This is a genomic window from Paucidesulfovibrio gracilis DSM 16080, assembly GCF_900167125.1.
GTDB classification, from domain to species: Bacteria; Desulfobacterota; Desulfovibrionia; order Desulfovibrionales; family Desulfovibrionaceae; genus Paucidesulfovibrio; species Paucidesulfovibrio gracilis.
This window is the reverse complement of sequence record NZ_FUYC01000003.1, coordinates 216,168-238,975: the sequence shown is the minus strand read 5'-3', so window position 1 is coordinate 238,975 and position 22,808 is coordinate 216,168. Positions and strand designations below refer to the sequence as shown.

At 54.6% G+C, this 22,808-nt stretch carries 21 protein-coding genes and 1 tRNA gene; 6 read left to right on the top strand and 16 right to left on the bottom strand.

Features of this window, described 5'->3' with window-relative positions; all coding sequences use genetic code 11:
- Position 1: 1 nt before the first annotated feature.
- Positions 2-850 (bottom strand): dihydropteroate synthase, encoded by an 849-nt coding sequence (folP, locus tag B5D49_RS05395; protein ID WP_078716647.1) that lies wholly within the window; start codon positions 848-850, stop codon positions 2-4.
- 19 nt (positions 851-869) lie between these two features.
- On the bottom strand, positions 870-2,888 hold the full coding sequence (gene ftsH, locus B5D49_RS05390) for an ATP-dependent zinc metalloprotease FtsH (RefSeq protein WP_078716646.1): 2,019 nt from the start codon (positions 2,886-2,888) through the stop codon (positions 870-872).
- Between the two features lie 168 nt (positions 2,889-3,056).
- Between ftsH and B5D49_RS05385 the strand changes: the two genes are divergently transcribed.
- Positions 3,057-3,150, top strand: a tRNA-Sec gene (locus tag B5D49_RS05385).
- Positions 3,151-3,156: 6 nt separating this feature from the next.
- On the opposite strand, the gene B5D49_RS05380 is transcribed toward B5D49_RS05385, so the two are convergent.
- The 11 genes from B5D49_RS05380 to B5D49_RS05330 all read right to left on the bottom strand — a co-directional run bounded on the left by B5D49_RS05380 (position 3,157) and on the right by B5D49_RS05330 (position 15,848).
- Complete coding sequence (locus B5D49_RS05380; protein WP_078716645.1) at positions 3,157-3,699, bottom strand: hypothetical protein; 543 nt, start codon at positions 3,697-3,699, stop codon at positions 3,157-3,159.
- Between the two features lie 2 nt (positions 3,700-3,701).
- Positions 3,702-5,093: an argininosuccinate lyase gene (gene argH / locus B5D49_RS05375; protein WP_078716644.1), complete on the bottom strand. Its 1,392-nt coding sequence runs from the start codon at positions 5,091-5,093 to the stop codon at positions 3,702-3,704.
- 12 nt (positions 5,094-5,105) lie between these two features.
- Positions 5,106-6,329: an argininosuccinate synthase gene (locus tag B5D49_RS05370; protein WP_078716643.1), complete on the bottom strand. Its 1,224-nt coding sequence runs from the start codon at positions 6,327-6,329 to the stop codon at positions 5,106-5,108.
- A gap of 183 nt (positions 6,330-6,512) precedes the next feature.
- Entirely contained in the window at positions 6,513-7,412 is a 900-nt protein-coding gene (gene argF / locus B5D49_RS05365; protein ID WP_078716642.1) for an ornithine carbamoyltransferase, read from the bottom strand.
- 183 nt (positions 7,413-7,595) lie between these two features.
- A complete protein-coding gene (gene ybeY, locus B5D49_RS05360) occupies positions 7,596-8,042 on the bottom strand; it encodes an rRNA maturation RNase YbeY (RefSeq protein ID WP_078716641.1) in 447 nt (148 codons plus the stop codon).
- A complete protein-coding gene (locus tag B5D49_RS05355; protein WP_078716640.1) occupies positions 8,042-9,061 on the bottom strand; it encodes a PhoH family protein in 1,020 nt (339 codons plus the stop codon). The genes ybeY and B5D49_RS05355 overlap by 1 nt, the downstream gene beginning before the upstream one ends.
- Positions 9,058-9,831, bottom strand: coding sequence for an ABC transporter permease (locus B5D49_RS05350; protein WP_078716639.1), 774 nt, complete (start codon positions 9,829-9,831; stop codon positions 9,058-9,060). Before B5D49_RS05350 ends, B5D49_RS05355 begins: the two co-directional genes overlap by 4 nt.
- Positions 9,831-10,601 carry an ABC transporter ATP-binding protein gene (locus tag B5D49_RS05345; protein ID WP_234990628.1) on the bottom strand — a complete coding sequence of 257 codons (771 nt, stop codon included), beginning with the start codon at positions 10,599-10,601 and terminating at the stop codon, positions 9,831-9,833. The genes B5D49_RS05350 and B5D49_RS05345 overlap by 1 nt, the downstream gene beginning before the upstream one ends.
- Before the next feature lie 47 nt (positions 10,602-10,648).
- Positions 10,649-11,590, bottom strand: coding sequence for an ABC transporter substrate-binding protein (locus B5D49_RS05340; RefSeq protein ID WP_078716815.1), 942 nt, complete (start codon positions 11,588-11,590; stop codon positions 10,649-10,651).
- Between the two features lie 76 nt (positions 11,591-11,666).
- Positions 11,667-12,707 carry a VOC family protein gene (locus B5D49_RS05335; protein WP_234990627.1) on the bottom strand — a complete coding sequence of 347 codons (1,041 nt, stop codon included), beginning with the start codon at positions 12,705-12,707 and terminating at the stop codon, positions 11,667-11,669.
- A 198-nt stretch (positions 12,708-12,905) separates the two neighbouring features.
- Entirely contained in the window at positions 12,906-15,848 is a 2,943-nt protein-coding gene (locus B5D49_RS05330; RefSeq protein ID WP_078716636.1) for an NAD-glutamate dehydrogenase domain-containing protein, read from the bottom strand.
- 203 nt (positions 15,849-16,051) lie between these two features.
- Here B5D49_RS05330 and B5D49_RS05325 point away from each other — a divergent pair, with 203 nt between their 5' ends.
- Together B5D49_RS05325 and B5D49_RS05320 are read left to right on the top strand one after the other, a co-directional pair.
- Positions 16,052-16,972, top strand: a complete 921-nt coding sequence (locus tag B5D49_RS05325; protein ID WP_078716635.1) for a chemotaxis protein — start codon at positions 16,052-16,054, stop codon at positions 16,970-16,972.
- Positions 16,969-17,364: an Hpt domain-containing protein gene (locus B5D49_RS05320; protein WP_234990626.1), complete on the top strand. Its 396-nt coding sequence runs from the start codon at positions 16,969-16,971 to the stop codon at positions 17,362-17,364. The genes B5D49_RS05325 and B5D49_RS05320 overlap by 4 nt, the downstream gene beginning before the upstream one ends.
- Positions 17,365-17,422: 58 nt before the next feature.
- Here B5D49_RS05320 and B5D49_RS05315 read toward each other — a convergent pair whose 3' ends face one another.
- The 3 genes from B5D49_RS05315 to B5D49_RS05305 all read right to left on the bottom strand — a co-directional run bounded on the left by B5D49_RS05315 (position 17,423) and on the right by B5D49_RS05305 (position 20,387).
- Positions 17,423-17,929, bottom strand: coding sequence for a hypothetical protein (locus B5D49_RS05315; RefSeq protein WP_078716634.1), 507 nt, complete (start codon positions 17,927-17,929; stop codon positions 17,423-17,425).
- Between the two features lie 102 nt (positions 17,930-18,031).
- Positions 18,032-19,897: a UbiD family decarboxylase gene (locus tag B5D49_RS05310; RefSeq protein ID WP_078716633.1), complete on the bottom strand. Its 1,866-nt coding sequence runs from the start codon at positions 19,895-19,897 to the stop codon at positions 18,032-18,034.
- Positions 19,884-20,387 (bottom strand): hypothetical protein, encoded by a 504-nt coding sequence (locus B5D49_RS05305; RefSeq protein ID WP_144019181.1) that lies wholly within the window; start codon positions 20,385-20,387, stop codon positions 19,884-19,886. Before B5D49_RS05305 ends, B5D49_RS05310 begins: the two co-directional genes overlap by 14 nt.
- Positions 20,388-20,748: 361 nt before the next feature.
- Here B5D49_RS05305 and B5D49_RS05300 point away from each other — a divergent pair, with 361 nt between their 5' ends.
- From B5D49_RS05300 to B5D49_RS05290, 3 genes are all read left to right on the top strand, one after another.
- On the top strand, positions 20,749-20,982 hold the full coding sequence (locus B5D49_RS05300; protein ID WP_078716631.1) for a hypothetical protein: 234 nt from the start codon (positions 20,749-20,751) through the stop codon (positions 20,980-20,982).
- The gene (locus tag B5D49_RS05295; protein WP_078716630.1) at positions 20,982-21,422 is read left to right on the top strand and encodes a hypothetical protein; all 441 of its coding nucleotides are present in this window, start codon (positions 20,982-20,984) and stop codon (positions 21,420-21,422) included. Before B5D49_RS05300 ends, B5D49_RS05295 begins: the two co-directional genes overlap by 1 nt.
- Positions 21,423-22,053: 631 nt before the next feature.
- On the top strand, positions 22,054-22,782 hold the full coding sequence (locus tag B5D49_RS05290) for an amino acid ABC transporter ATP-binding protein (protein WP_078716629.1): 729 nt from the start codon (positions 22,054-22,056) through the stop codon (positions 22,780-22,782).
- Positions 22,783-22,808 lie beyond the last annotated feature (26 nt).

The window sequence follows — 22,808 nt, the reverse complement described above, 5'->3', positions numbered from 1 at the left end:
ATTACATCATGGCCGTAGCCAGGGTTAGGGCGTTTCGTGCCAATGCCACTTCATGTACGCGATGCACCGCTACTCCCCGAGTGGCAAGAAGTGCCGTAGCCACACGAGTGGCCTCTCCCCTTTCCCGCACGGAGAGACCCAGCAGATCCCCGAACATGGATTTGTTGGACAGTCCGACATAGACGGGGAATCCCAGTTCGCAAAACCGTTGCATCTGACGAAGCAACGTCAAATTATGTTCCAATGTTTTGCCGAATCCGATCCCCGGGTCAAGAACAATGCGTGATTCATCAAGTCCAGCCTGTTGAAGCGCCTTGAGGCGTCCCTCAAAAAAGGACAAAAGTTCAGAGACGATATCCTGATATTGCGGCCTTTTCTGCATATCTCTCGGCAACCCTGACGAATGCATGAGCACATACCCGGGTTGATACTCCGCCAAGACATCGACTAACGCAGGATCAAATCGACAAGCTGACACATCATTGATGATATCGGCTCCCGCCTTCAAAACCTGCCGGGCCACTTCCGCCTTGTTGGTATCCACGGAGATGACAGGGCCGGACGAATCGGAATCAGCGCCACTTTTCAAGGCGCGCACCACAGGGAGCACGCGTTGCAATTCGGCTTCGGCCTCCACCAATTCAGCGCCGGGCCGAGTGCTCTCCCCGCCGATATCCAAAATATCGGCCCCTTGGGCAGCGAGTGACTGCGCATGACGAACAGCCACGGCGGGATCATCCCACTCCCCTCCGTCATAGAAAGAATCCGGCGTCACATTGACAATCCCGGCAACAAAAAAAGGGGCGGGTCCGAGAACCCTGCCCCTTGCGATTGTCCATTGATGCTGCATATAAACACAGGCTCCCGGATTATTGAATCTTTGGGCCGTCGTCTGAGCCACCACGACCACCCTCATCATCCTCTTCAAGGAGGAATTCTCCTTCATCGGAATCCGGGGAGTCCTCTGTTTCCCCAGGTGAGGCCGATGCATCGGCTTCTTCCACAGGCGTATACCCGGGACCACTACCAGAAGATTCCGAGGAACCGTGTCCGGAGCCGCCATTTTCGCTAACCGGCGGCTGCGGGGGAAGCTCTTCGCCCTTCATCAACAGATCGATGTCAGAACCACTGATGGTCTCGCGGTCGAGCAAAGCCATGGCAATTTTTTCCAACGACTCGGAATTCTCCTTGATCAAAGAACGCGCCTGTTCATGAGCTTCGTCGATGATACGGCGAACTTCTTCATCGATAGTGCGGGCGGTCTCCTCACCGTAATTCCGATTATGCACCAACTCTTTGCCAAGGAACACGGATTCCTGGTTATCACCAAAGGACAACGGTCCGAGCTTTTCGCTCATGCCCCACTGGCAAACCATACTGTGCGCCATTTTCGTGGCACGTTCAATATCGTTGGAAGCGCCGGTGGTTTTCTGATCCAGAGCCACTTCCTCGGCCACACGGCCACCAAGCAGCATGGCCAGTTGGTTGCGCAAATAATCCAGAGAATAATTATGCCGATCATCCACGGGTAATTGCTGGGTAACGCCCAAGGCCATACCACGAGGAATGATGGAAACTTTGTGAACGGGATCGGTTCCCGGCAACAATTTCGCGACCAAAGCGTGTCCCGCCTCATGATAGGCAGTGGTTTTCTTCTCATTCTCGCTGAGAATCACGCTACGACGCTCCTTGCCCATCAACACCTTGTCCTTGGCTTCTTCGAAGTCCCGATTCAGCACGTGTTCTTGGTTCATTTTAGCGGCATACAACGCCGCCTCATTGACCAGGTTCTCAAGATCCGCGCCGGAAAATCCCGGAGTACCTCTGGCAATGGAGGCCAAGTCAACATCCGGAGACAGCGGGGTGCGGCGGGTGTGCACTCGCAAAATACGTTCACGGCCGCGAACATCAGGAGTCGGGACAACCACTTGCCGGTCGAACCGACCGGGACGCAACAACGCAGGATCCAGGACATCGGGCCGGTTGGTGGCAGCCACCAGGATAACGCCCTCGTTGGACTCGAAACCATCCATCTCCACCAGGAGCTGGTTCAGAGTTTGTTCCCGTTCATCATGTCCACCGCCGAGACCAGCTCCACGTTGCCGACCCACTGCATCAATCTCATCAATAAAGATAAGACAAGGAGCATTCTTTTTGCCCTGGCTAAAAAGGTCACGCACCCGGGAGGCACCAACACCGACGAACATCTCAACGAAGTCAGATCCTGAAATGGAGAAGAACGGGACACCGGCTTCTCCGGCTACAGCACGGGCCATCAAAGTCTTACCCGTGCCGGGAGGGCCGACCAAAAGCACGCCTTTGGGGATGCGTCCGCCGAGTCGGGTGAACTTCCGCGGTTCACGCAGAAAATCGACAACTTCGGACAATTCCTCTTTGGCTTCATCCACGCCGGCCACATCCTCAAACGTGACCTTCGTCATTTCTTCATTGATGAGGCGGGCCTTGGAACGCCCAAAAGACATGGCCCCACGACCACCTGAGCCGCCGCCCTGCATCTGGCGCATGAAGAAAATCCACACACCGATAAGCAGCAACATGGGGAACCAGGAAACCAAGACGGTCATATACCATGGAGCTTCTTCAGGAGGCTCTGCCATGATCCTAACCCCGCTGTCCACAAGAGTTGGGACGAGGTCCGGGTCGTCAGGCGAATAGGTGCTGAACTTCTCCCCCTGGCCGGACACACCGCTGATCTGCTGTCCCTGGATCAGGACGGAGTCAACGCTTCCAGACTCAACACGAGCGAGAAATTCACTGTAGGGGATACGAGTCTCCTGGACCTGTGACTGGTTCAGGAGATTGAAAAGAACAACCATCATTATTGAGATGGTCGCCCAAATAAGCAGATTCTTGCCGAAATTATTCAAGCTTGTTCCTCCGGATCGGTACTGTGGCGTTCGACGATTTTCAATCCGTCGACTGGATTCGGTTGGTCCAATCCAATGTAACCCTCTTGCTGAAAAAGACAAGAGGGGAAGACAAACTTCGTCTTCTTGCCCCTGGGGACGAAAGCTGCTATTTATCCTTTGCGGTTGGGAAGCGTTTCGTCACCGGTGTGGCGCTTGGTCTTCAAAACCAATGTTGGGCAGTGATGTCCAGGGCAGGTTCGACTCCTGTACGCTTCCGCCAAGTTCCTCAGGCTTCCAGCCCATATTGCAACAGCAGACGTTGCGCCTTATCCGAAAGCACATACCCGTCTCCGTGCCGGACATTCTTCCCTTTGAGCTTGATATGGTACACATACCCCATATCATAAAGCATATACAAAACAGTGTTATTGTAGTCCCGCAGCATGTCTTTGGGAGCTACGCCACAAAACCGCGTGACTTTGGACAAATGGTAGATATCACGGAGCAGATCAATGTGCTCCTTATCCAGCTGGTCCAAAGTGACTTCATCGTCGTTACGGACTTTTTCCCAGGCACGGTCGGCGAAATCAATGCCGAGTGAATTCAATTCCTTGCGTGCATTCTTTGCCAATCGATACCCGCGAGGATTAGATCCGCAGGAAGTCAGGATCGTTCCCTCTTCCAAAAGGCCGCACTCTTTCAGATGGTCCAACATCTTTGAGTCATAGGCCAGAGCCTCACGTTCGGGCAGCATGCCGTGATACCGCTTCACATTGGAATACGCCTGGACATGCTTCAGGAGTTGAATATGTTCTCTGGTAAGAATCATAGTTACCCAAGGTGCTGCGCAAGCCAATCGTCAAAAACCCGCAACTGCTCCCGAACCGAATCGGGTCCGGTGCCTCCAGGCGATACACGGCGCTGCACCGAGGCTCGGTAAGAAAGTACTGCATAGACATCTTCATCGACGCCCGCCCCAGCTTCTCGCATCTGCTCCACGCTAAGCTCCGCAAGACCACAACCAAGGGACTCGGCCAAAGCGACACAAGCACCGGAAGCATGGTGCGCCTGCCGAAAAGGCATTCCGCGCCCCACGAGATAATCAGCTAATTCCGTAGCGTTAAGGAATCCGGCTTCCAATGCCCGCTCCATAGCCTGAGGCACAAATTCGACCTGATCGAGCATATCGGCCATGATTCCGACGGATGCACCAACCGTGCGATCCACATCAAAAAACGGTTCTTTGTCTTCCTGAAGATCCCGATTGTAGGTCATGGGCAGCCCCTTGAGCAGCGTCAGCATCCCCATGAGGGAACCGTAAACGCGCCCAGTCTTGCCCCGCATGAGCTCACAAATGTCGGGATTTTTCTTCTGAGGCATAATAGACGATCCAGTGGAATAGGCATCGGGAAGACGAATATACCCGAACTGCGGATTGGCCCAAAGAATCAGCTCTTCGCAAAGTCTGCTCAAATGGGCCATGATCAGGCTACCCGCTCCGATCGCCTCCACGGCAAAATCACGATCCGAAACCGCATCCATACTGTTCTCAAAGGCGCGGTCAAAACCAAGGTCCATGGCGGCAGACGCCGGATCAAGGGGATACGTGGTACCCGACAGGGCCGCGGCCCCCAAGGGAGATACGCGAACCCGTTTGAGGCAATCCGCCACGCGTTCGTGGTCACGCCGAAACATGCAGGCGTAGGCCAGCAGATGCTGGGCCAGGCTCACCGCCTGAGCGGGCTGCAAATGTGTGCATCCCGGCAACAGTGTGTCTTGATGTTCCTTTGCCCGGTGCACCAGCACGTTCACCAGCCCGGCCAGCAGCTCGCTCCACTCTTTCAGGCTTCGATTCACATGCAGCCGGAAATCCACGCCGATCTGGTCGTTCCGGCTCCGCCCCGTGTGCAGCTTGCCGCCCACAGGCCCGACGATCTCCGTCAGACGAGCCTCAATGTTCATATGAACATCTTCAAGCTCGACCTTCCATTGAAAATCTCCGGCATCGATTTCGGCACGCACCTGTTCCAGTCCACGGCATAAGGTCTCGGCCTCATCTCCTGAGATCACCCCCTGGCGGGCGAGCATACGCGCATGGGCTTGAGAACCGGCAATATCTTCTCGGTAGAGGCGCCAATCATACGACACAGATTCCGTATAGGCTTCCACAGAAGCACTGGTACCTTCCTTGAATCGGCCGCCCCAAAGTTTTTTATCCGCCATAATGGTTCCCGCTTAGTCGTCGGAATCCCGACCGCCCCATTTGTTCTGACGCATGCGTCCCTTGAGCCGCAGCCCCACCAGTTTGATGAAGCCGTCGGCGTCGGCCTGATCGTAGACCGCGTCTTCCTCAAACGTGGCCAATTCTGGATTATACATGGAATACGGCGACTTGCGTCCAAGAGGAATAACATTACCCTTGAACAGCTTCAATCGCACGGTTCCGGTAACGCGCTCCTGCGTCTTATCGATCATGGCCTGCAACGATTCCCGCTCGGGCGAGAACCAGTAGCCGTAATAAATCATCTCCGCATATTTCGGAATGAGGCCGTCACGCAGATGCATAACCTCACGGTCCATGGTCAGCCCTTCCAGGTCACGATGTGCCGCGTGTAGAATGGTTCCACCCGGGGTCTCATAGACACCGCGGGACTTCATCCCCACAAAACGGTTTTCCACCATGTCCACACGCCCGATGCCGTGCTTACCGCCCAATTCGTTGAGCTTTTGCAGCAAAGCCGCCGGTGAATGTTTAACCGAGTTGATGGCGACCGGATCACCGGATTCGAAATCAATGGTAATAACCTCAGGCTCATCCGGAGTTTTTTCCACGGGCTGGACCAAACGGTAGCAATCCGGACCTGGCTCATTCCACGGATCCTCCAATTCGCCACCCTCAAAACTGACGTGCAGAAGGTTCGCATCAATGGACCAGGGCTTTTTTCTGCTGACCGGGATGGGGATACCATTCTCCTCGGCAAAAGCCATTAAATCCGAGCGCGATTTAAGATCCCACTCGCGCCAAGGGGCAATCGTCTTGAGACGGGGATCCAGTCCCATAGCCGCCAACTCGAAACGAACCTGGTCGTTCCCTTTGCCGGTGGCGCCGTGCGCCAGTGCCTGGGCATCCTCCATGTTGGCGATTTCAACCATGCGCTTGGCGATAAGCGGCCGGGCAATGGAGGTACCCAACAGATACCGTCCTTCATAGATGGCATTGGCGCGGAATGCGGGGAAAATATAGTCCCGAACAAACTCTTCGCGAAGATCTTCCACGAACGCTTTGGTGGCCCCGGTTTCCAGAGCCTTTCCTTCAATGCCGTCCAGTTCTTCTCCCTGACCCAGGTCAGCCGTGAGAGTCACCACTTCGCAATCGTAGTGCTTCTTGATCCATTTCAAAATAACCGACGTATCCAGACCGCCGGAATAGGCCAAAACGACCTTCTTGATGCTGCTCATTGTTGGTACCTTAAAAATTATTGTTTTGTGGATGCAACAAACTGCTGTGCGGGTTGGTGCTCTGCCCCGTGCTGGGAGTAACGAAAGCGCTCGTCAAGGCTATCCACGGCCACAATCGTTGGCCCGCTGCACGCTGACCGTCACCATGCCACATCGTCTGCTTTTCCTTTTTCAGCCGGGTGCCTATTCGGCAAACACCCATTCCATAATGGCCTTTTGCATATGCAAACGATTCTCAGCCTGGTCAAAGACCACGGAGGCCGCCCCTTCAAAAACCTCCTCACTCACCTCTTCACCGCGATGTGCAGGCAGGCAATGCAGGAACTTGCAATCAGGCTGGGCCAGGGCCATCAATTTCGCGTCAACAAGATACCCGGCAAACGCAGCTTCGCGCTGCTTCTGCTCCGCTTCCTGCCCCATGGACGCCCAGACATCCGTATTGATGTAATGCGCTCCTGTGGCGGCTTGTTGCGGATCATCCGTCAACTCGATCTTCGCGCCCTCGGATCTGGCCTTTTCCAAAATTTCCGGATCAGGCCGATATCCTGCCGGACACGCCAGGATCAAGGAAAACGGAAAACGTGCGGCCGCATTGATAAAGGAATGCGCCATGTTGTTCCCATCGCCGATCCAGGCCACACGAACGTCCTCAAGCTTCGGGGTTCGTTCGTACATGGTGAGCATGTCGCTCATGACCTGACAGGGATGGTATTTATCCGTCAGCGCGTTAATCACAGGAATGGTTCCGTACTCCACCAGTGTTTCGAGCACGTCCTGCCCGAAGGTACGCACCACAAGACCATCCGCATACCGGGACAGCACCCGCGCCGTATCCTTGAGCGGCTCACTGCGACCCAACTGGGATTCGGCAGGAGTCATCAGAAGACTCTGTCCACCCAACTGGCGGATGCCCACCTCAAAAGAAACACGGGTTCGCGTGGAAGCTTTTTCAAAAATCAGGACCACGTTTTTCCCGTTCAGCACGCTTCCTCGGTGCCGCTCCGCCTTCATGCGGTCGGCGCGTAGGAGAATCCGGGCGGCATCTTCTTTGGAAAAATCCAGGATGGACAAAACGTGTTTCATGTAATGACTCCAATTCCTCTGTGTGGATCATAGAAAAGGGATGAATGATGCATGACACGGACACGAAAGTAAAGCGCGAATGAAGCGCGGAAAGCACGTTTCATCCGGGTTTCGCGAGGGGTATTTCACTCTGCAAATTCGTAAATCGGAACGCGCCGCAGGAAAACATGAACCACTGGCTGCTCAGGCCAACGAATCCAAGGTCGATTCCGTCAAAAAATCCATTTCCGGACCATGATCAAAACCCGCCAAATGCAATACGGAGTGGGTCAGCAAACGGATTAAATGTTCTTTTGGCTCCTGCCCATAAAGGCGCACCTCACGCACCAATGTGTCAACCGAAAGGACCATCTCTCCCAAATACGAATCGTCCTCTTCCGCCGCAACGGGCAGTATGGTCTCGCCATCGTCTTCATCAGCCATGGCGGGAAAACTCAATATATTGGTCGGCCCAAAACAGCCAAGAAAGGCTTGGTTCAATCGCCCGATCTCCGCATCGCCAACAACCCGCAACGTCAGATCCGCACCATCCAGCGACAACTCCGACAATATGGCCTGAAGAAGCGGCAACAGTTCACTCCGGCTCATGGGGAACCGTGGGTCCGGCCGAGCCTCCATTACGATGCGCATCAGTTCCCGGCTCCGGCGTCATGAGAAACGCTTCCGTCATGATTGCGTCCACCATTGCCATTCTGGGTCTCGTGGCGGTCATAGGCTTGTACGATACGTCCCACCAGCGGATGCCGAATCACGTCCGCCTCTTGAAAACGAACCGTGGCAATTCCCGGCACCGTATCAAGAACCCGCACGGCCTGAACCAGTCCGGAAATTTGTCGACTGGGCAGGTCGATCTGGGTCACGTCCCCGGTGACCACGGCCCGGGAACCGAATCCCAACCGGGTCAAAAACATTTTCATTTGTTCAGGCGTGGTGTTCTGGGCCTCATCAAGGATCACAAAGGCATCGTTGAGGGTCCGCCCGCGCATGAAAGCCAAGGGAGCCACCTCGATGATTCCGGTCCCCATAAGCTCCTGCACCCGCTCAAACTCCATCATATCATGCAAGGCATCATACAGTGGACGAAGATAGGGATTGACCTTTTCCACCAAATCACCGGGCAAAAAACCCAGCTTCTCCCCGGCTTCAACGGCGGGCCGCGTCAAAATGATCCGCTTGACCGTGCGTTTGGTCAGGGCCGCAGCAGCCATGGCAACCGCCATGTACGTTTTGCCCGTTCCGGCCGGGCCGATGCCGAAGACAAGGTCATTGGACCGAATAGCCTGCAAATATTCCCGCTGGGTCAATGTCTTGGGGGCTATGGTCTTACGTGGGGAAACCGCATAGACCGTGTCCTCAAAGACTTCTCGCACTTGGGCCGAAGGATCCTTGAGCAAAATCCGACAGGCACAGTCCACATCCTGAGGATGGATCCGTTGCCCGGCCTGCAGCATGCCATACAACTGGCGCAGCACGTTGGCCGCGAGATCCACATCCGAAGGATTGTCTCCTCGCAACACCACATGGCTGCCGCGTGTATCGATCTGCACACCCGCCTTTTCCGCCAGCAGGTCCAGATGCGCGTTCCGGGGTCCGAAAAGCCGCGCCGCCAATTCGCTATCGTCAAATTCCAATGTTTGCGTGGCCATCATGCCGTCCCATTGCCGCGTTGCACGAGCTTCCAACGACACACACGCCGTTCCAGAAGATTCGCAAGTTCATATAATGCCGCGCCCAAAGCGCTCATGCCGATTATCCCGGTAAACATCTCCGGATAATTCATACGCCCCCAAGCGTCCATGATCAGATAGCCGAGACCGGACGACGTGGCAAAGGACTCTACAAAAAACAGAACGGCCACGCTCGTTCCCGTGCCAAGCCGCAACGCCGTAAATCCATGGGGTAATCCCGCGGGAATCAATACGTCCAGAGCCACATGACGACGAGTTCCTCCCAAAAGCCGGACGCTGTCAAGGTATTTGCGATTGACCAGACGCACCCCGTCACGGGTCGTCACCAGAATCTGGTACCAGAGGATCAGACTGATCATGGCGATCTTGGCGATGTCGCCCAGGCCGAGCAAAAGCAAAAACACCGGGAGCAGTACGATCTTGGGGATGGGATATGTCAAAAAAACGAACGGAGCCAGCACACCGTCTACTTTGGAAGATCCCCCCATGAGCACCCCAAGGGGAAACCCGAAGGCAAAGGCCAAGGCCATGGCGGCCACGGCACGATACGCCGAAGATTGAAAATGACCCCAAAACGCCGTTGTTCCCAGGGCGGCCACAAATGCAGTCAGTGCCTCCTCCGGATGGGGCAGCAGGGCATTTCCAAGCCCCAAGGCAGCAAGCTTCCACACAAGGGCCAACACCGCCACCACCAGCACATAGGCAGCCCAGGAACGAAAATATTGCAACATCACCAAAGCCGCTCCACGCAACGCCGCAATTCACGCAACAGCACAAAATACCCGTCGCTGTCGCGATGACCCGGCGTGCCGAAACCAGGGTTGTCAAAGCAAGCGGCTATCCGCGCCGGGCATCCGGCCAACACGACGATGCGTCCCCCTAAAAAAATCGCCTCCTCAAGACTATGCGTCACGAGGAGATAAGGAGTCCGATTCCGATTCCACGTCTCCAAAAGCGTAGCCTGAAGCCGCTCCCGAGTGAGTGCATCCAGGGAAGAAAACGGTTCATCCATCAAAAGGACAGAGGGGGAAGAAACAAAAGCTCGGGCGATGGCCACCCGCTGCTGTTCCCCACCGCTGAGGGCACCGGGAAAATCATTATCCCTTCCGACAATCCCGACTTGGCGGAGTTGCGCCCGCGCCATATCGCAACGGACGGCGCGGGATGTGCCGCGAATCTTCAACCCCAATGTCACATTTTGCAGTACGGTACGCCAGGGGAGCAAACCATAATCCTGAAGAATGATGGAGATTTCCTGGGTAGGACGAACTACGGGTTCTCCGCGCAGCAGCACGGACCCCCGGGCAGGATGCAGAAGTCCGCTCAGCGCATACAGCAACGTTGATTTACCGCAACCGGACGGTCCGACCACTGCCAGGGTACGGCCGGAGGACAGGGCCAAATCCACATCCGCCAACACGGGATGCCCGGGCCGGTGTTCCAGGGACAACGCCCGTGCTTCAAGTACCGGACGATCCTCTCGGGGGAGCGCGTTTCCCACTACGGCATCGTCCGCCGACAGACAGCAATCATTGCCCATTGCCGCGATTACCCGTTATCCTGTTCAACGGAAGCTACCACTTCAGTATATGGAATAGGGGCCGAAAGCATGTCTTTCCCACGCATCCAGGTCTGGACGTCCATGACTTCATCCGCAGACGGCAATGCCGGTTCCGGGTAGGTATAAATGGGAAAATCCGAAACAAGCGGTTTGGGTATCCGGCACGTTTCCGCCATGAGCGAACGGTACTTCTCAGGCTGTTCCCGCAAATGCCGCAAAGCCGCCTCGTAGGCGGTCATGAATGAACGCAACACCCGGGCATTCCCGGCAGCAAAGCGTTGATGCAGGCACAGCACGGTCAGCGGCAAATCCAACTGCTCCGTGGTCATGGCCGTGGAGCCGCCTTTGAGCCGTGCCAATGAAAGCAGCGGCTCAGGGAGCAACGCGGCGTCGAGCTGACCGGACAGCAACATTTGGAAGCGGATGGGGATTTTTTTCACCTCCACCCTATCCCAATGGTCCGGAGCCAACCCCCGGTCTTCAGCGATCTTGTCCAGTAAATATTCCATAATCGTGGAACGAGAATACCCCACTTTGGCACCCGGCAAATCATGCTCCGCCGTCTCCAGGCCTGGAGCCGTAGCCAGACCAAACATGGGCTGCCCGGGAGTGGTCCGGTAGGAAACCGTAACCACGGGAAAAGGACGCCCTTGGTCCAGAAGCAGCAATGCCGCAATCAAGTCGCCGAAATACCCGTCCAAACGACCAGCCTGCACCGCCACATCCCGCTCCATGGCACTGGCAAAGGGAACCAGCTCCACATCCAACCCCTGTTCATCAAACAGCCCTTCCTGCTCCGCCACCTGCAACGGCAGCGTATCCAGGACATTGAGGACGCCGAACCGAATCGTCTCTCCGGCCCATACGGCACCATTCCACCAGAGACACATCAGAAAGGCGAGCGTCAGCCAGACGACGTTTCGCTTCATTTCCTTTTTCCCCTCGAACAAAAGTATTTCCGTGTCTTAAATGGATATGGCGCAAGCATCAACCCCGGCGAACCAGCTATTGAGCCTCTGTTGCAGCCGTAAGCTTGGTCACATTGCTTTTGGTGAAAAAACCGTCGAAATCCCCGTAACGGAGGATGTACTCATTGACCAACAGCGTATGCTCCATGGGTTTGGTGAAGGTCTGATGCAAGCCTTCGGAGGGACCACCGACCAACTCCACAAGAAATTCGACCCCTTGCTCCTGCAACCCTTGAAACGTTTGTTCGATGTTCTGCGTGTGAAACGCCAAGTGATGCACTCTTGTATTGTAATTATGGATATATTTTTCCGTTGGACCAGAATCTTCCATCCCTGCAAAGGGTTTGATGCCGGACGTAAAAACCATGGAAAAATCTTCTGCAGAAAGACGAGCAACATTGGTAATAGAATTGAGGGACTCCACATAGACGGCGAAATCGAATTGGTAGTTGGTCCATTCCATAAACTCAATAATGGCGCGATCCCGCTCCTCAGCACGCACCCTGGTCGCTGCGTGGTCAAGCTCTCGAACATTGGAGAGATGAGGATAATCCGGCTTTTCCAAGCGCCAGTTCAACGGCACACTGCCCGGCCAGGCCCACTGTCCTTCCTCTTGCAACCATTGCACAAAGCCGATGGAATTCCCCGTATACCGCGACGGCGGAGTTTGAATAAACAAAAAGTTCTGCGTACGGATCGGCTCCGCAGTGAGAAAACAACGCCCCTGTTCTCTTTGTAACGCCACAAAACGTTCCAGGTCCGGACATTTGAAAATAAATGTTTCCAAGCGGGTTTGCGGCAGATGCTGCGACTTCGGCCCTGGATTGAACGGAGCAAATGGCGTGCATTCGCCAGACCTGCACGTAAACAGAAAATCAGCTGATCCCTCCTGCCGTAACTGGCATCCACGACCGGATTCACTTCGCCACGCCTGCTCAAACATATAGCCTGTGACGGACAAAAACTCCTGGGCAGCATCACGCAAAGATTCCGGCTCCACGTTGACCACCACGGCTTCCAGCCCGCCCACCATTCCTTCCAGTCCAGCCGCCTTCCTCGTCTGAAGCGTCTGGTCCACCTGTTCCCGCAACGCGGTATCACTATTTTCAAACGGCAGGGACATGAACACCTCCCTTTTCTCTTTTTATTTGGATGAAGGCCTGTTTGCTCTTCGCCCCTCATAACAAATTCCACAAATTTCTGCAGTGGAAGCCAGCCATGAAAAAACCCGGGAAGGTCTTCGGCCTTCCCGGGACGATCTTCACCTAACCCGAGATCACAGGCCGAGACGTTTCGACGTAAGCAGCTTTCGCCCGGTCGCGCCCACAATATCGGCAACCAAGTCCTTCTCGGCAAACCCGCATTCCTGGATCGTGCGGACCAATGCAGCGACCCGCTTTTCTTCCTCAAGATAGGCGTACACCACATCGCGCATGGAGCGGACCCGGGTCAATCGGTTGATCCAGCCCAACCCCTCAGCATACAGAATTCGGGAAGCCATAAACGCCGCCAGCAAAGCAAACTGATGTCGTCGGGGAACGTTTTGGATGATTCTGTCCGCATAGCGTTCCACCAAGATGGGAGGACAATAGGCCAGCAAGAGGTCGCACAGCGGCTTGTCGTCCGGCAAAGAGGACACGTCCTTGGAAAGCATGGTCACGATAGAGTCCCCCAAGGAATTGATGGCCCGGGACACTTCGTAGGAAAGCTCCGTCAAGGTCATGGTGCCAGAAGCGTAACGGTACTCCCGGAGCAAAAGCCGGGCTTCGTCCCTGGCTCTTTGCCGCAGAATTTCCAAAAGCTCCTCGGCATATTGATCCTTCATCTCTAAAAATTCCTCATCCGAAAGAATCAGCCCGGCCAAGATTTCATAGGAGGAACAAATCACACCTGTTTTGTTGGCCGAAGGACCAGGTACACAAAGAACCCCTTTGCTTTCCAACCGGGCACGGGCATCCGGGGCGATGAACAAGTTCGCCCCCTCCACCACGGCCCGAGCCGTTGGCGTACCATCCTTGCGCATAAATCGTTGCCAATTTTTGATATTCATAGTGTCCGGACGGCCGCCGGCTGGAATAAAGATGTCCGCCTCCACGATATTGTGGAGGTCATCTCGTTTGCGCACCCCATCCGGCGTATCCGTGGAAACGACAAAGGCTCCTTTCCCTGTCAGCTTGGAAGCATCAAAGTGGCTGGTTCGCAAATCAGCCTCAATCAAACGAAGCAGTTCCTCATAGTTCAATCCATCCGGATCATGTACGGCACCATGGCCGTCCGACATGGCCACAACACGGGCCTTGTCCCCGAACTCTCGGTGCAGAATCTTAACCACATTGGAGGCCACGTCACCAGCGGGTCCACCCGTAAGCTTCACAGTAAAAGGATCCCGATGCGGATCAATGTCCAGGGATCGCAACACCTCCTCGGCAAAAACGATGACTCCTTCGCTGGTCACGCCGTATCGCTTATGGTTGATGCCGGTACGGGGCTTGGAACTCATAAACGCATTGGGCCACCGATATCCGCGTTTCGCCGCCCGGGCCGTAATCCACTCAATATGCCGGGGTGTAATGTTCTCGTCCGGACCGAGATAAATTATTTCCTCATGTTGGAGATAATCCACTATCTGCGGAGCCAGTCGGCCTTTCTCGTCGGTGACGATGATGTCCAGGAGGGAATCCACCATGCTCTTTACGGCAAGATCGATCTCTCCTGTAGGCCCGAGCAGGATCACGGCCTTTGAGCCGCCTTCGGGGATATCCTTATTTTTGTATTGCTGCGCCCGGGCCAATTGATTGGCCTCGTCGAAAAGCCGGTTCGATTCGATTTCAAACTGTTCCTGGGTACGGGTCCGAACTACGCGCACCCCACCGCGGGACATGTCCCGATAGCGCACATGGAATCCAAAACAACTCGGCCCGTGGAAGCAATAAAAGGCATAGGGCCGTTCCTCATCCGGCAAGGGAGGAAGCACCCGTGGATCCATGCGGAAGCTCAATCCGAACCGATTGGGCATATAGTAGTTGCAGCGGAGCACATGGCGGAAAAAACGAAAGATATAGCCCAAGATCTTGCGGGCGATGTCATCATTCACATCCCGCAAAAGCGCATGAACCATATCCCGACGTTTCTGCTCCAACTCCTCCCGTGGCTCGCGAATCTCCGGGTCGAAACGCGCCTCGAAATATGAGGCCATGTGATCCAGAAGTTCCCGATGCTTCAGCGCGGTCCGTACGATTTTGGCCGACGTGTAGGCGTAAATATTTTTCCGGATCAAAAACTGATGCGCAAACTCACAGGCTGCCTGCAGGAGCATCACCCGGCCTATCTCCCAGCCGTCCTCTTCCGCCAACAGCTCCAGGCTATGGAAAGTAAACCATTTTACAGCCATAAGCTGCCGCTTCAAACGTTGAAAAGCGGGACTGCTCTCCTCCAAACCTCCCTGGGAGCGATCCAGATAAAACGACATGACCGCCATACGACCGGACTCGCCGCGTTCGAATTCGTCCCCGTAAGCCCGGAGCACTTCATACCCTTCCCGCTGGAACACCTTCAATGCCTGCAGAAGCACGCCCCGGGCGGGCGGGTTTTCCATGGCCAGCATGATGCGATCGAATCCCTGGGCATCATCGGAATCCAAAACAACATGTACCCGCTCCGTGGACTCCACACAGCGGCACATTTCAAAATGGCGTACTGCTCGATTCGGTTCAAACTTATCGACATAATCCTGGGAAGCCGAAGCCAGGAATTCTTCAAAGGCCGCCTCGTCATCCAGTCGCATCCCTGCGGAACGCACTAGATCCAGAGCCTGACGGAACGGCGTGGTGCGTGTTTCACACAAAGCCTGCTTGCCCAGCAGAAACGTATCCAGGCGGAGGGAATCATCCATGCTCGTATACAGCCTGGCGGTCTGAATCCGCTCCTCCGCCAGCAACCCGACCGAATGAATCAGGGAAGCCATATCGCTCCCTGGCATGATGTGCGTCACCCTGGTGCCGCACGGACTTTTCAAAACCACGGCCTGCTGCTCTGTGAGCACCCCGGCCGAAAGCATGGCATGCAGATGCCAGAGTTGCTCCTCCTTGGTATGCGTTCGGAAATAATACTCGGGCATGTTTTGATGGAACCAGGGGACCAGGGAGTCGGCAGCCTCCCGCAAATCGCTTTTGAGCCGATCAAGAACCGCATCAACGCCGTTTTCTACATCCGATGCCATGGATTCCTCCCTGATTTTCGACATTCGTCGAAATAAAATCATTCAAAAAGGCATTCTTTATACACCAGACTCAGCAAATACCAAATCCGCGGCAACAATCAAACACCTTTTGCCTTTCGAAGAAAACGCCCCTTTACAGGGGACGGGACACCAAGGTAAAAGCCAAATGAGGGAAAACTCCGTATCGCGGGAAAGGGGAGGCTATGAGTCAAAAAGAAATCCTGCTTGAAACCGGCACGAATGAACTTGAAATTCTCGAGTTTTTCATCACCGAACCGGCACAAGGCGGGAAACCGCCTGTTACAAGTCACTTTGGCATTAACGTAGCCAAGGTGATGCAGGTTATCGAATCGCCGAACCTGGAACCGCCGGAATCCGCTCCCCATCCTTCGTTTTTGGGTAATATTCCTCTGCGGGACTTGATTCTTCCCGTACTCGACCTGGCGGTATGGCTTGACATCAATAGGTCTCCCGACGGGATGGACATCGTCATCGTGACGGAATTCAGCCAAACCGTTACCGGCTTCCTGGTTTCGGGCGTCACCGAAATCCACCGTGTGAATTGGGAAGAGGTCATCCCTCCGGGAACCTATCTCAACTCTCTGGGAACCGGGTCCATCATCGGCATGGTCAACATGGGGGATCGCTTCATCCAATTACTGGATTTGGAAACCATTCTTTCCGAAGTTAATCCCATCGACCACCACCGCCCCATGGATACAATGACGGAAAGCCGATACACGGCCCTGGTTGCCGACGATTCCGCAACCATCCGCCTCATGCTGAAAAACAGTCTCACGTCCGCAGGGTTCGACCCAATTATCACCGTCAACGGCAAGGAAGCATTGGCTACGCTCACCTCCATGGAAGAACAGGGAACCCCTATGCCGGATATCATCATTTCCGATATTGAAATGCCGCTCATGGATGGGTTCAGCCTTACCAAAGAGATAAAAACACATAAGATATTCCAAAAACTTCCCGTGATTCTATATTCTTCCATCATCACAAAGGAACTACGACACAAAGGTGAGTCCGTGGGAGCGGACGCCCAGGTCTCTAAACCGGAAATGGAACGCATCCCGGAAATCGCATCCAATCTCATTGAAGGAAGTGTCTCTTGACGACCATTGACGACGAAGTCCTTTCCACGTTTCTCAGTGAATCCGAAGACCGGCTCATGGACATTGAGTCAGGCATTCTCGCCATGGAAAACTATGGAGAAGAGACCGACCCGGAACTCATTCACAGTATTTTCCGAGATGCGCATTCCATCAAGGCCGGGGCAAACCTGCTGGGGCTGCGCAATATCGAGCGGCTTTCCCATGGCCTGGAAAACGTTCTGGACCGCATCCGAGGCGGAGGTCTGATTCCTGACAACCAAGTGGCGACCCTACTGCTCGAAGCCGTGGACAGCATTAACGAGTTGTTTGAAGATGTGGCATCCAGTGACGAGCAGGATGTGGAAGATTTGCACGGCGACCTCTGCGCCATGGCCCAAAACTGGACGGAGTAGATCGAACAAAAAAAGGCTCCAAATGTGGAGCCTTTTCCGAAAAAGTCACGCCGCAGGATTAATTCTCGCCAAGAAACTGATCAACTATCTGCATTTCTTTCATGGTCGTGAACTGAAAAACCTGCTCCTCCACCACTTTCAAAAAATCCTCATAGGAAACGGTTTCCAAGTCAATGGTGATGCCTCTGACGTCGAAGTAGGATTGCAAAAAAATCATAAGCCGATCCCGGTCCAAAACCTTGGCCAAGTCTTCCGCCTTCTCCAATCCCTGAAATGGCTTGTTCTGCGCCCCCACGTGAAACAGCTCCATGGCACGTTTGCCGTCCGTGATGACGCCAACCATGTTGAACGTTTTGAGTTGCGAAAGAAACTCCTCCGTCAGGCCCGGAATGGCCTGAAGGTCGGCCTTGGGGAAAAAACCGCAAAAGACTTGCAAGCCATCCTCACCTTCAAACATGGTATGGCGAAAAACCTTTAAATCCCTATCTTTGCGAGCTGCGTCAACACTTTCGTACACGTCGGCGGCAAACGCCATGGTTAGCGTTTTCAGAACGTTCTCATCCATCATCCTCTCCTCATTATGCCATGTGTCCCAACGCGGGGACGTGGTTTCGAACAAAAGGGCCGTCCCGAAACATTACAATGTGTCCCCAAAGATACACTTTTTTTAGAGGATGCCGTGCAATGGTCCACCTGGAGCTGCCAAGGCATCGACACGCCGGTCCACCTCGGGGTCGGTCTCCAGCGGCGGAGCATGGTAGGTTTTCAACCGGGCATCCATAATCAAGGGACCACGGCATCCCCAGTGCTTGCAATGGGTAAAAGCCCCTACCCCATACAGATCCGTAGCCGGGTCGGATCGAGTGAACGCGACCCAAAGGAAATTGTCCCAATCCGCTGCAGCGAACAACGCGTCATCGACAACAACCAGCAGAGGAAACCCTTCCAGCCCAGACTGAGATTCCATGGCCTCGGCCAATGCTTGCATGCGTGGATCATGCTGGTCTCTTTCCTGATCGTGCGATGGTCCCTGGACCACGAGAATTCCGGGAGCCATAACCTGTGGACGCCCCACAAAATCCGGCAGCCGCAACTCACCGGGAAGCTGCCGAGCCAATTTTCGTTTTGGAGTCCCCGCCACGGTCAGCAGCAGCTTGGAGCCTTGGTTCAGGCTGATGCCGGAATAATCCAGGGTATCGATGGTTGTTCGGGTGATAAAATGTAAATCACGGCTCAAGTCAACCCGTTCCAGGACATGACGGAAAAATTCCGGAATATCATGGGCCGACAAATCGGGATCGTCCTCTCGTGCTCCGAGAAGCACATACTTGGAAAGAGAAGTTTGGGTGTTGCCCAAAAGGGACAATCCATTGGTCAGCAGCTCCTGCGGCTTGCGTTCCTTTTCGTATGGAACATATCGTTCGCTCCCCACTGCCAACAACAAGGGATGCACCCCGGCCTGATCCACGGCATGCACCTCGTGCACACCGCTGAACACGGTGGGAACCAACGGTTCGGTGAGTTCATGAATGAAGGTGCCGAACACCGTGTCCTCCTGCGGTGGCCGCCCCACAGTGGTAAACGGCCAGACCGCATTCCTCCGGTGCCAGACTCGGCGCACCCGCAACACGGGAAATTCGTGGGTAAGACTGTAATAACCGAGATGATCGCCAAACGGACCTTCCGGTTTTTCCGCGCCGGGCAGGATTTCTCCACTAATACAGAAATCCGCTTCGGCCAACACAGGAAGCGCCCCGCGATCCGTGCCCGGCGGCGTTGCCATGCGCACACGACGTCCTCCCATGGCCCCGGCAAAAAACAATTCCGGCATCCCCTCGGGAAGCGGCATCACCGCAGCCAGGGTCATGGCCGGGGAACCTCCAACAAAAACATTCACGGGGAGCGCCTCTCCGCGTTCCAACGCCTTGGAATGATGAGCACCTATTCCACGATGGATTTGATAGTGCAGCCCAACTTCCGTATCCGGGGCATACTCGTTCCCCGTCAATTGGACACGATACATCCCTAAATTGGATCCACTAAAGCCACGCTGGTCGGGGTGCTCCGAATAGACTTGCGGCAGCGTAACATACGCTCCGCCATCATTGGGCCAGGAAACGAGATGCGGCAAATCCGAGATGGTTGTGGTCCGCTCAAAAACCGGACCGCCGGACACCTTTTTCGGAGGGACGCTCCATGCGGTTCGGGCAAGCCCCGGGAGTTGTCCGGGGGATCGAAAGACACGTCGCAAGCCCTGCATCGGATCCGCCTTAAGAGCCAGCATGTGTTCCACAGACCGCAGCGTGTCCCTGAATATCCAGCGTGTCCGTTCCAGTGTGCCGAACAGATTGCAGACCATGGGAAAGGCTGTCCCCTTGACCCGAGTGAACAGCACTGCGGGTCCACCGGCCTGGAACACCCGCCGTTGAATGGCGCCCGCTTCTAGAAATGGATCAATTTCGGAATGGATGCGCACCAAACGACCCGCTTGTTCCAGATCGGTAAGGCACTCTCCAAGATTACGATACCCCATGTCCTTCCTCCGAATCGAGCTGTCTCGCCATATCGTCCTCACTATCCAGGCCGTCGGTCCCATCCTCCGGGCGCCAGCCGGAACGCCACACCTTCAAAGGGACCACATATGGAGGCAACCCGTTATCACGAAACCAGGAATCCACCGCAAAAGCCCGGCCCGATGCACGCTCCAACAACACTGCCGTGTTGTGCGGATAAAAGATGAACGTCCCCCGTTTTGTGGGGGGAGCCACTTCATGGTGCCGCAGTAGCCCGTCCCGCTCAAGCATGAACAAATACACACTGGTATTGACGGATTCGGCCACACAATCCAACTGCCCGGCCCCGGCATGGTCATTTTTGGCCACATCCGCAGAAGTCCCAACCTGAACCCCTACAAACGACTCCAGCAACGCCACAGCCTGAGCGATACTTCGCCGCTCCGTTGACGGTGATTCCGCTGCGGGAGCCAGCAAGGAACGTACTTGACTCCATTGTTTCGCTGTCAAGGAGACACCAACGCTCCCCCGGCAACCAAAACGATCACAAACATCAAACCCCCGGGGAGTGGGGTGGGACACCATGCGGTACTTGCGTAACGTTTCGGGGACCGAGGCATCCCGAATGCTGCAGCCACAGACAACCAAACAAGGAGTCATCAAGCATAGCCAGACCATAAAATGCCGCATGCCGCCCCCTGAAACAGATGGATTCCGCACCCAACAGTGAACCGCCGGTTTGCAACGGCAATCACTCCAAGCCCTAGGGAACTACCCAATGCGGTTTCGTTTGTCGAGTTGCAGACTCGTTGACAGGAACACCACTATGGAACATAATATCATTTCCAAAGTTTAAAAAGGGTTCCGGTAAATGTCACACACAACATATCTGCTGTTGTTGCTTTTATTTCTGTTTACGGAAGTGGTCCTGCTCCTGATCCACCATCAAGCCCACACGGACCGAACCGTTCAAATGAAAAACTTCCTGGAAATGGAAAACGACAAGCTCAAGAAAAAAATCGAAGCCCTCCAACTGACCATTCAGGAATCCCGCAGAGAGCTTGAGGCCAAACGGCAGGAAGCGGGATCCGGTCCCTCTATATAATGATTATCTACATTATCCTTTTCATTCTTTCCCTTGCGGCCTTTTTTTACGTGCGCAGCTCCATTACCCAGGATCACCATCAGCGGCGACAGGGGTACAAGGAGGCTCATGCCACGCTCATAAATCAATACGAAGAGCTTTTGCGTGAGCAAAATGAAATCAACAGCGAGATCAAAACCCTTACCCAGCAAATCATCCGTTCGCAGCACGATGCGCCTCCGTTGAGACCAGGGCGTGTCTCCAAAAATGCGCCCAATTCGGAAGAAGCCCTCTCCGCCCACATGCTCACATCCGGCCTGATCACGCTGGAACAACATGAAAAAGCGACGCACACCATGCAAACCATGAAGCTGGACCTGCTCGGCACATGCCTAGCCCTTGGTTTCATAGATGAAGATACGGTCCTGGAACTCAAAAAAATGTTTCCACCGGAGCACTAGCAGACAGTCGGATCCAAGCCTCACGGACGGTTCTGCTCCAATGGCCGAATTGCCTTTTCGCCCCCCTCTCCTGAAAAACGAATCGCCCCACCCCCATAGCACCCCCTCCACCGAACATGCTGCTGAAAAACGCTCGACTGCTGTCTTGCTTCAATGACGTCAGATATTCGCGTACAGGAAGCAAACGTCGGCCTTGATATTTTTTCGCGCCTTACACTGGCTCATTTTTGAACAGCCTGTAATATCGTTTTTTTTCAAGGGCCAGCCAACCAATGACCGCAAGCAAACGCTTCCTTCAGCCGTCCAGTTGCCGTCAACGTACATACGGGCTTTCTCAATTCCTACGTATGTCCCGCCTCGCATCGCATTTTGCGGTGACCCCTTACTCGCTGTTTTTGTGTTTTCCCTAGCTCTGTACCCATGCTGTACCCCCACATTTTCCACCTGACTGTTCTGGTCACTTTTTTCTTGTTTCGCAAAATTCAGCGTTCCAAATCGTCAAACACACAAACCCCGCCAGCCATCACCAAGGAACGCGTAATTATTGCACAGCTTGCCCCAACCTCCTGAATCTGTTAGATGATCTTGTTGCAATTGCTAGAATGCCAATCGGGATAAAGGGGCGAATTTCATGATTTCTTTCAAAAATGTAGATAAATGGTACGGAGAGCATCACGTTCTCCAACATATTGATTTGCAGATCAAAAAGGGTGAAGTTGTTGTGGTCTGCGGTCCCTCCGGATCGGGTAAAAGTACCTTAATCCGCTGCATCAACCGACTTGAACCAATACAGAAAGGGCGCATCCTTGTTGACGGCATGGATGTGAACGATCCACGTACCAACCTGACCAGACTGCGGGCCGAAGTAGGGTTCGTATTCCAGCAGTTCAACCTCTACCCGCACATGACGGTTCTGGACAATATCATGCTGGCTCCCCGCATGGTGCGATTGATGCCGCGTGTCGAAGCTGAAGAGGCGGCCATGAAGCTCCTGGAAAAGGTGGATATTCCGGACAAAGCAGATGCCTACCCCTGTCAGCTCTCAGGCGGGCAGCAGCAACGTGTAGCCATTGCCCGTGGTCTGGCCATGCAACCGAAAATCATGCTTTTCGACGAACCGACTTCGGCGCTGGATCCGGAAATGATCAACGAGGTTTTGGACGTCATGAAACAACTGGCCCTGGAAGGAATGACCATGGTCTGCGTCACACACGAAATGGGGTTTGCTCGCGAAGTGGCCGACCGCGTCATCTTCATGGACGAGGGCATTCTCATTGAGGAAAACACCCCGGACGAGTTCTTTCACAACCCCCAAAGCGACCGGACCAAAGACTTTCTCGGCAAAATTCTTTCCCACTAATATGGATGTCGGACCGGTCGGCGACC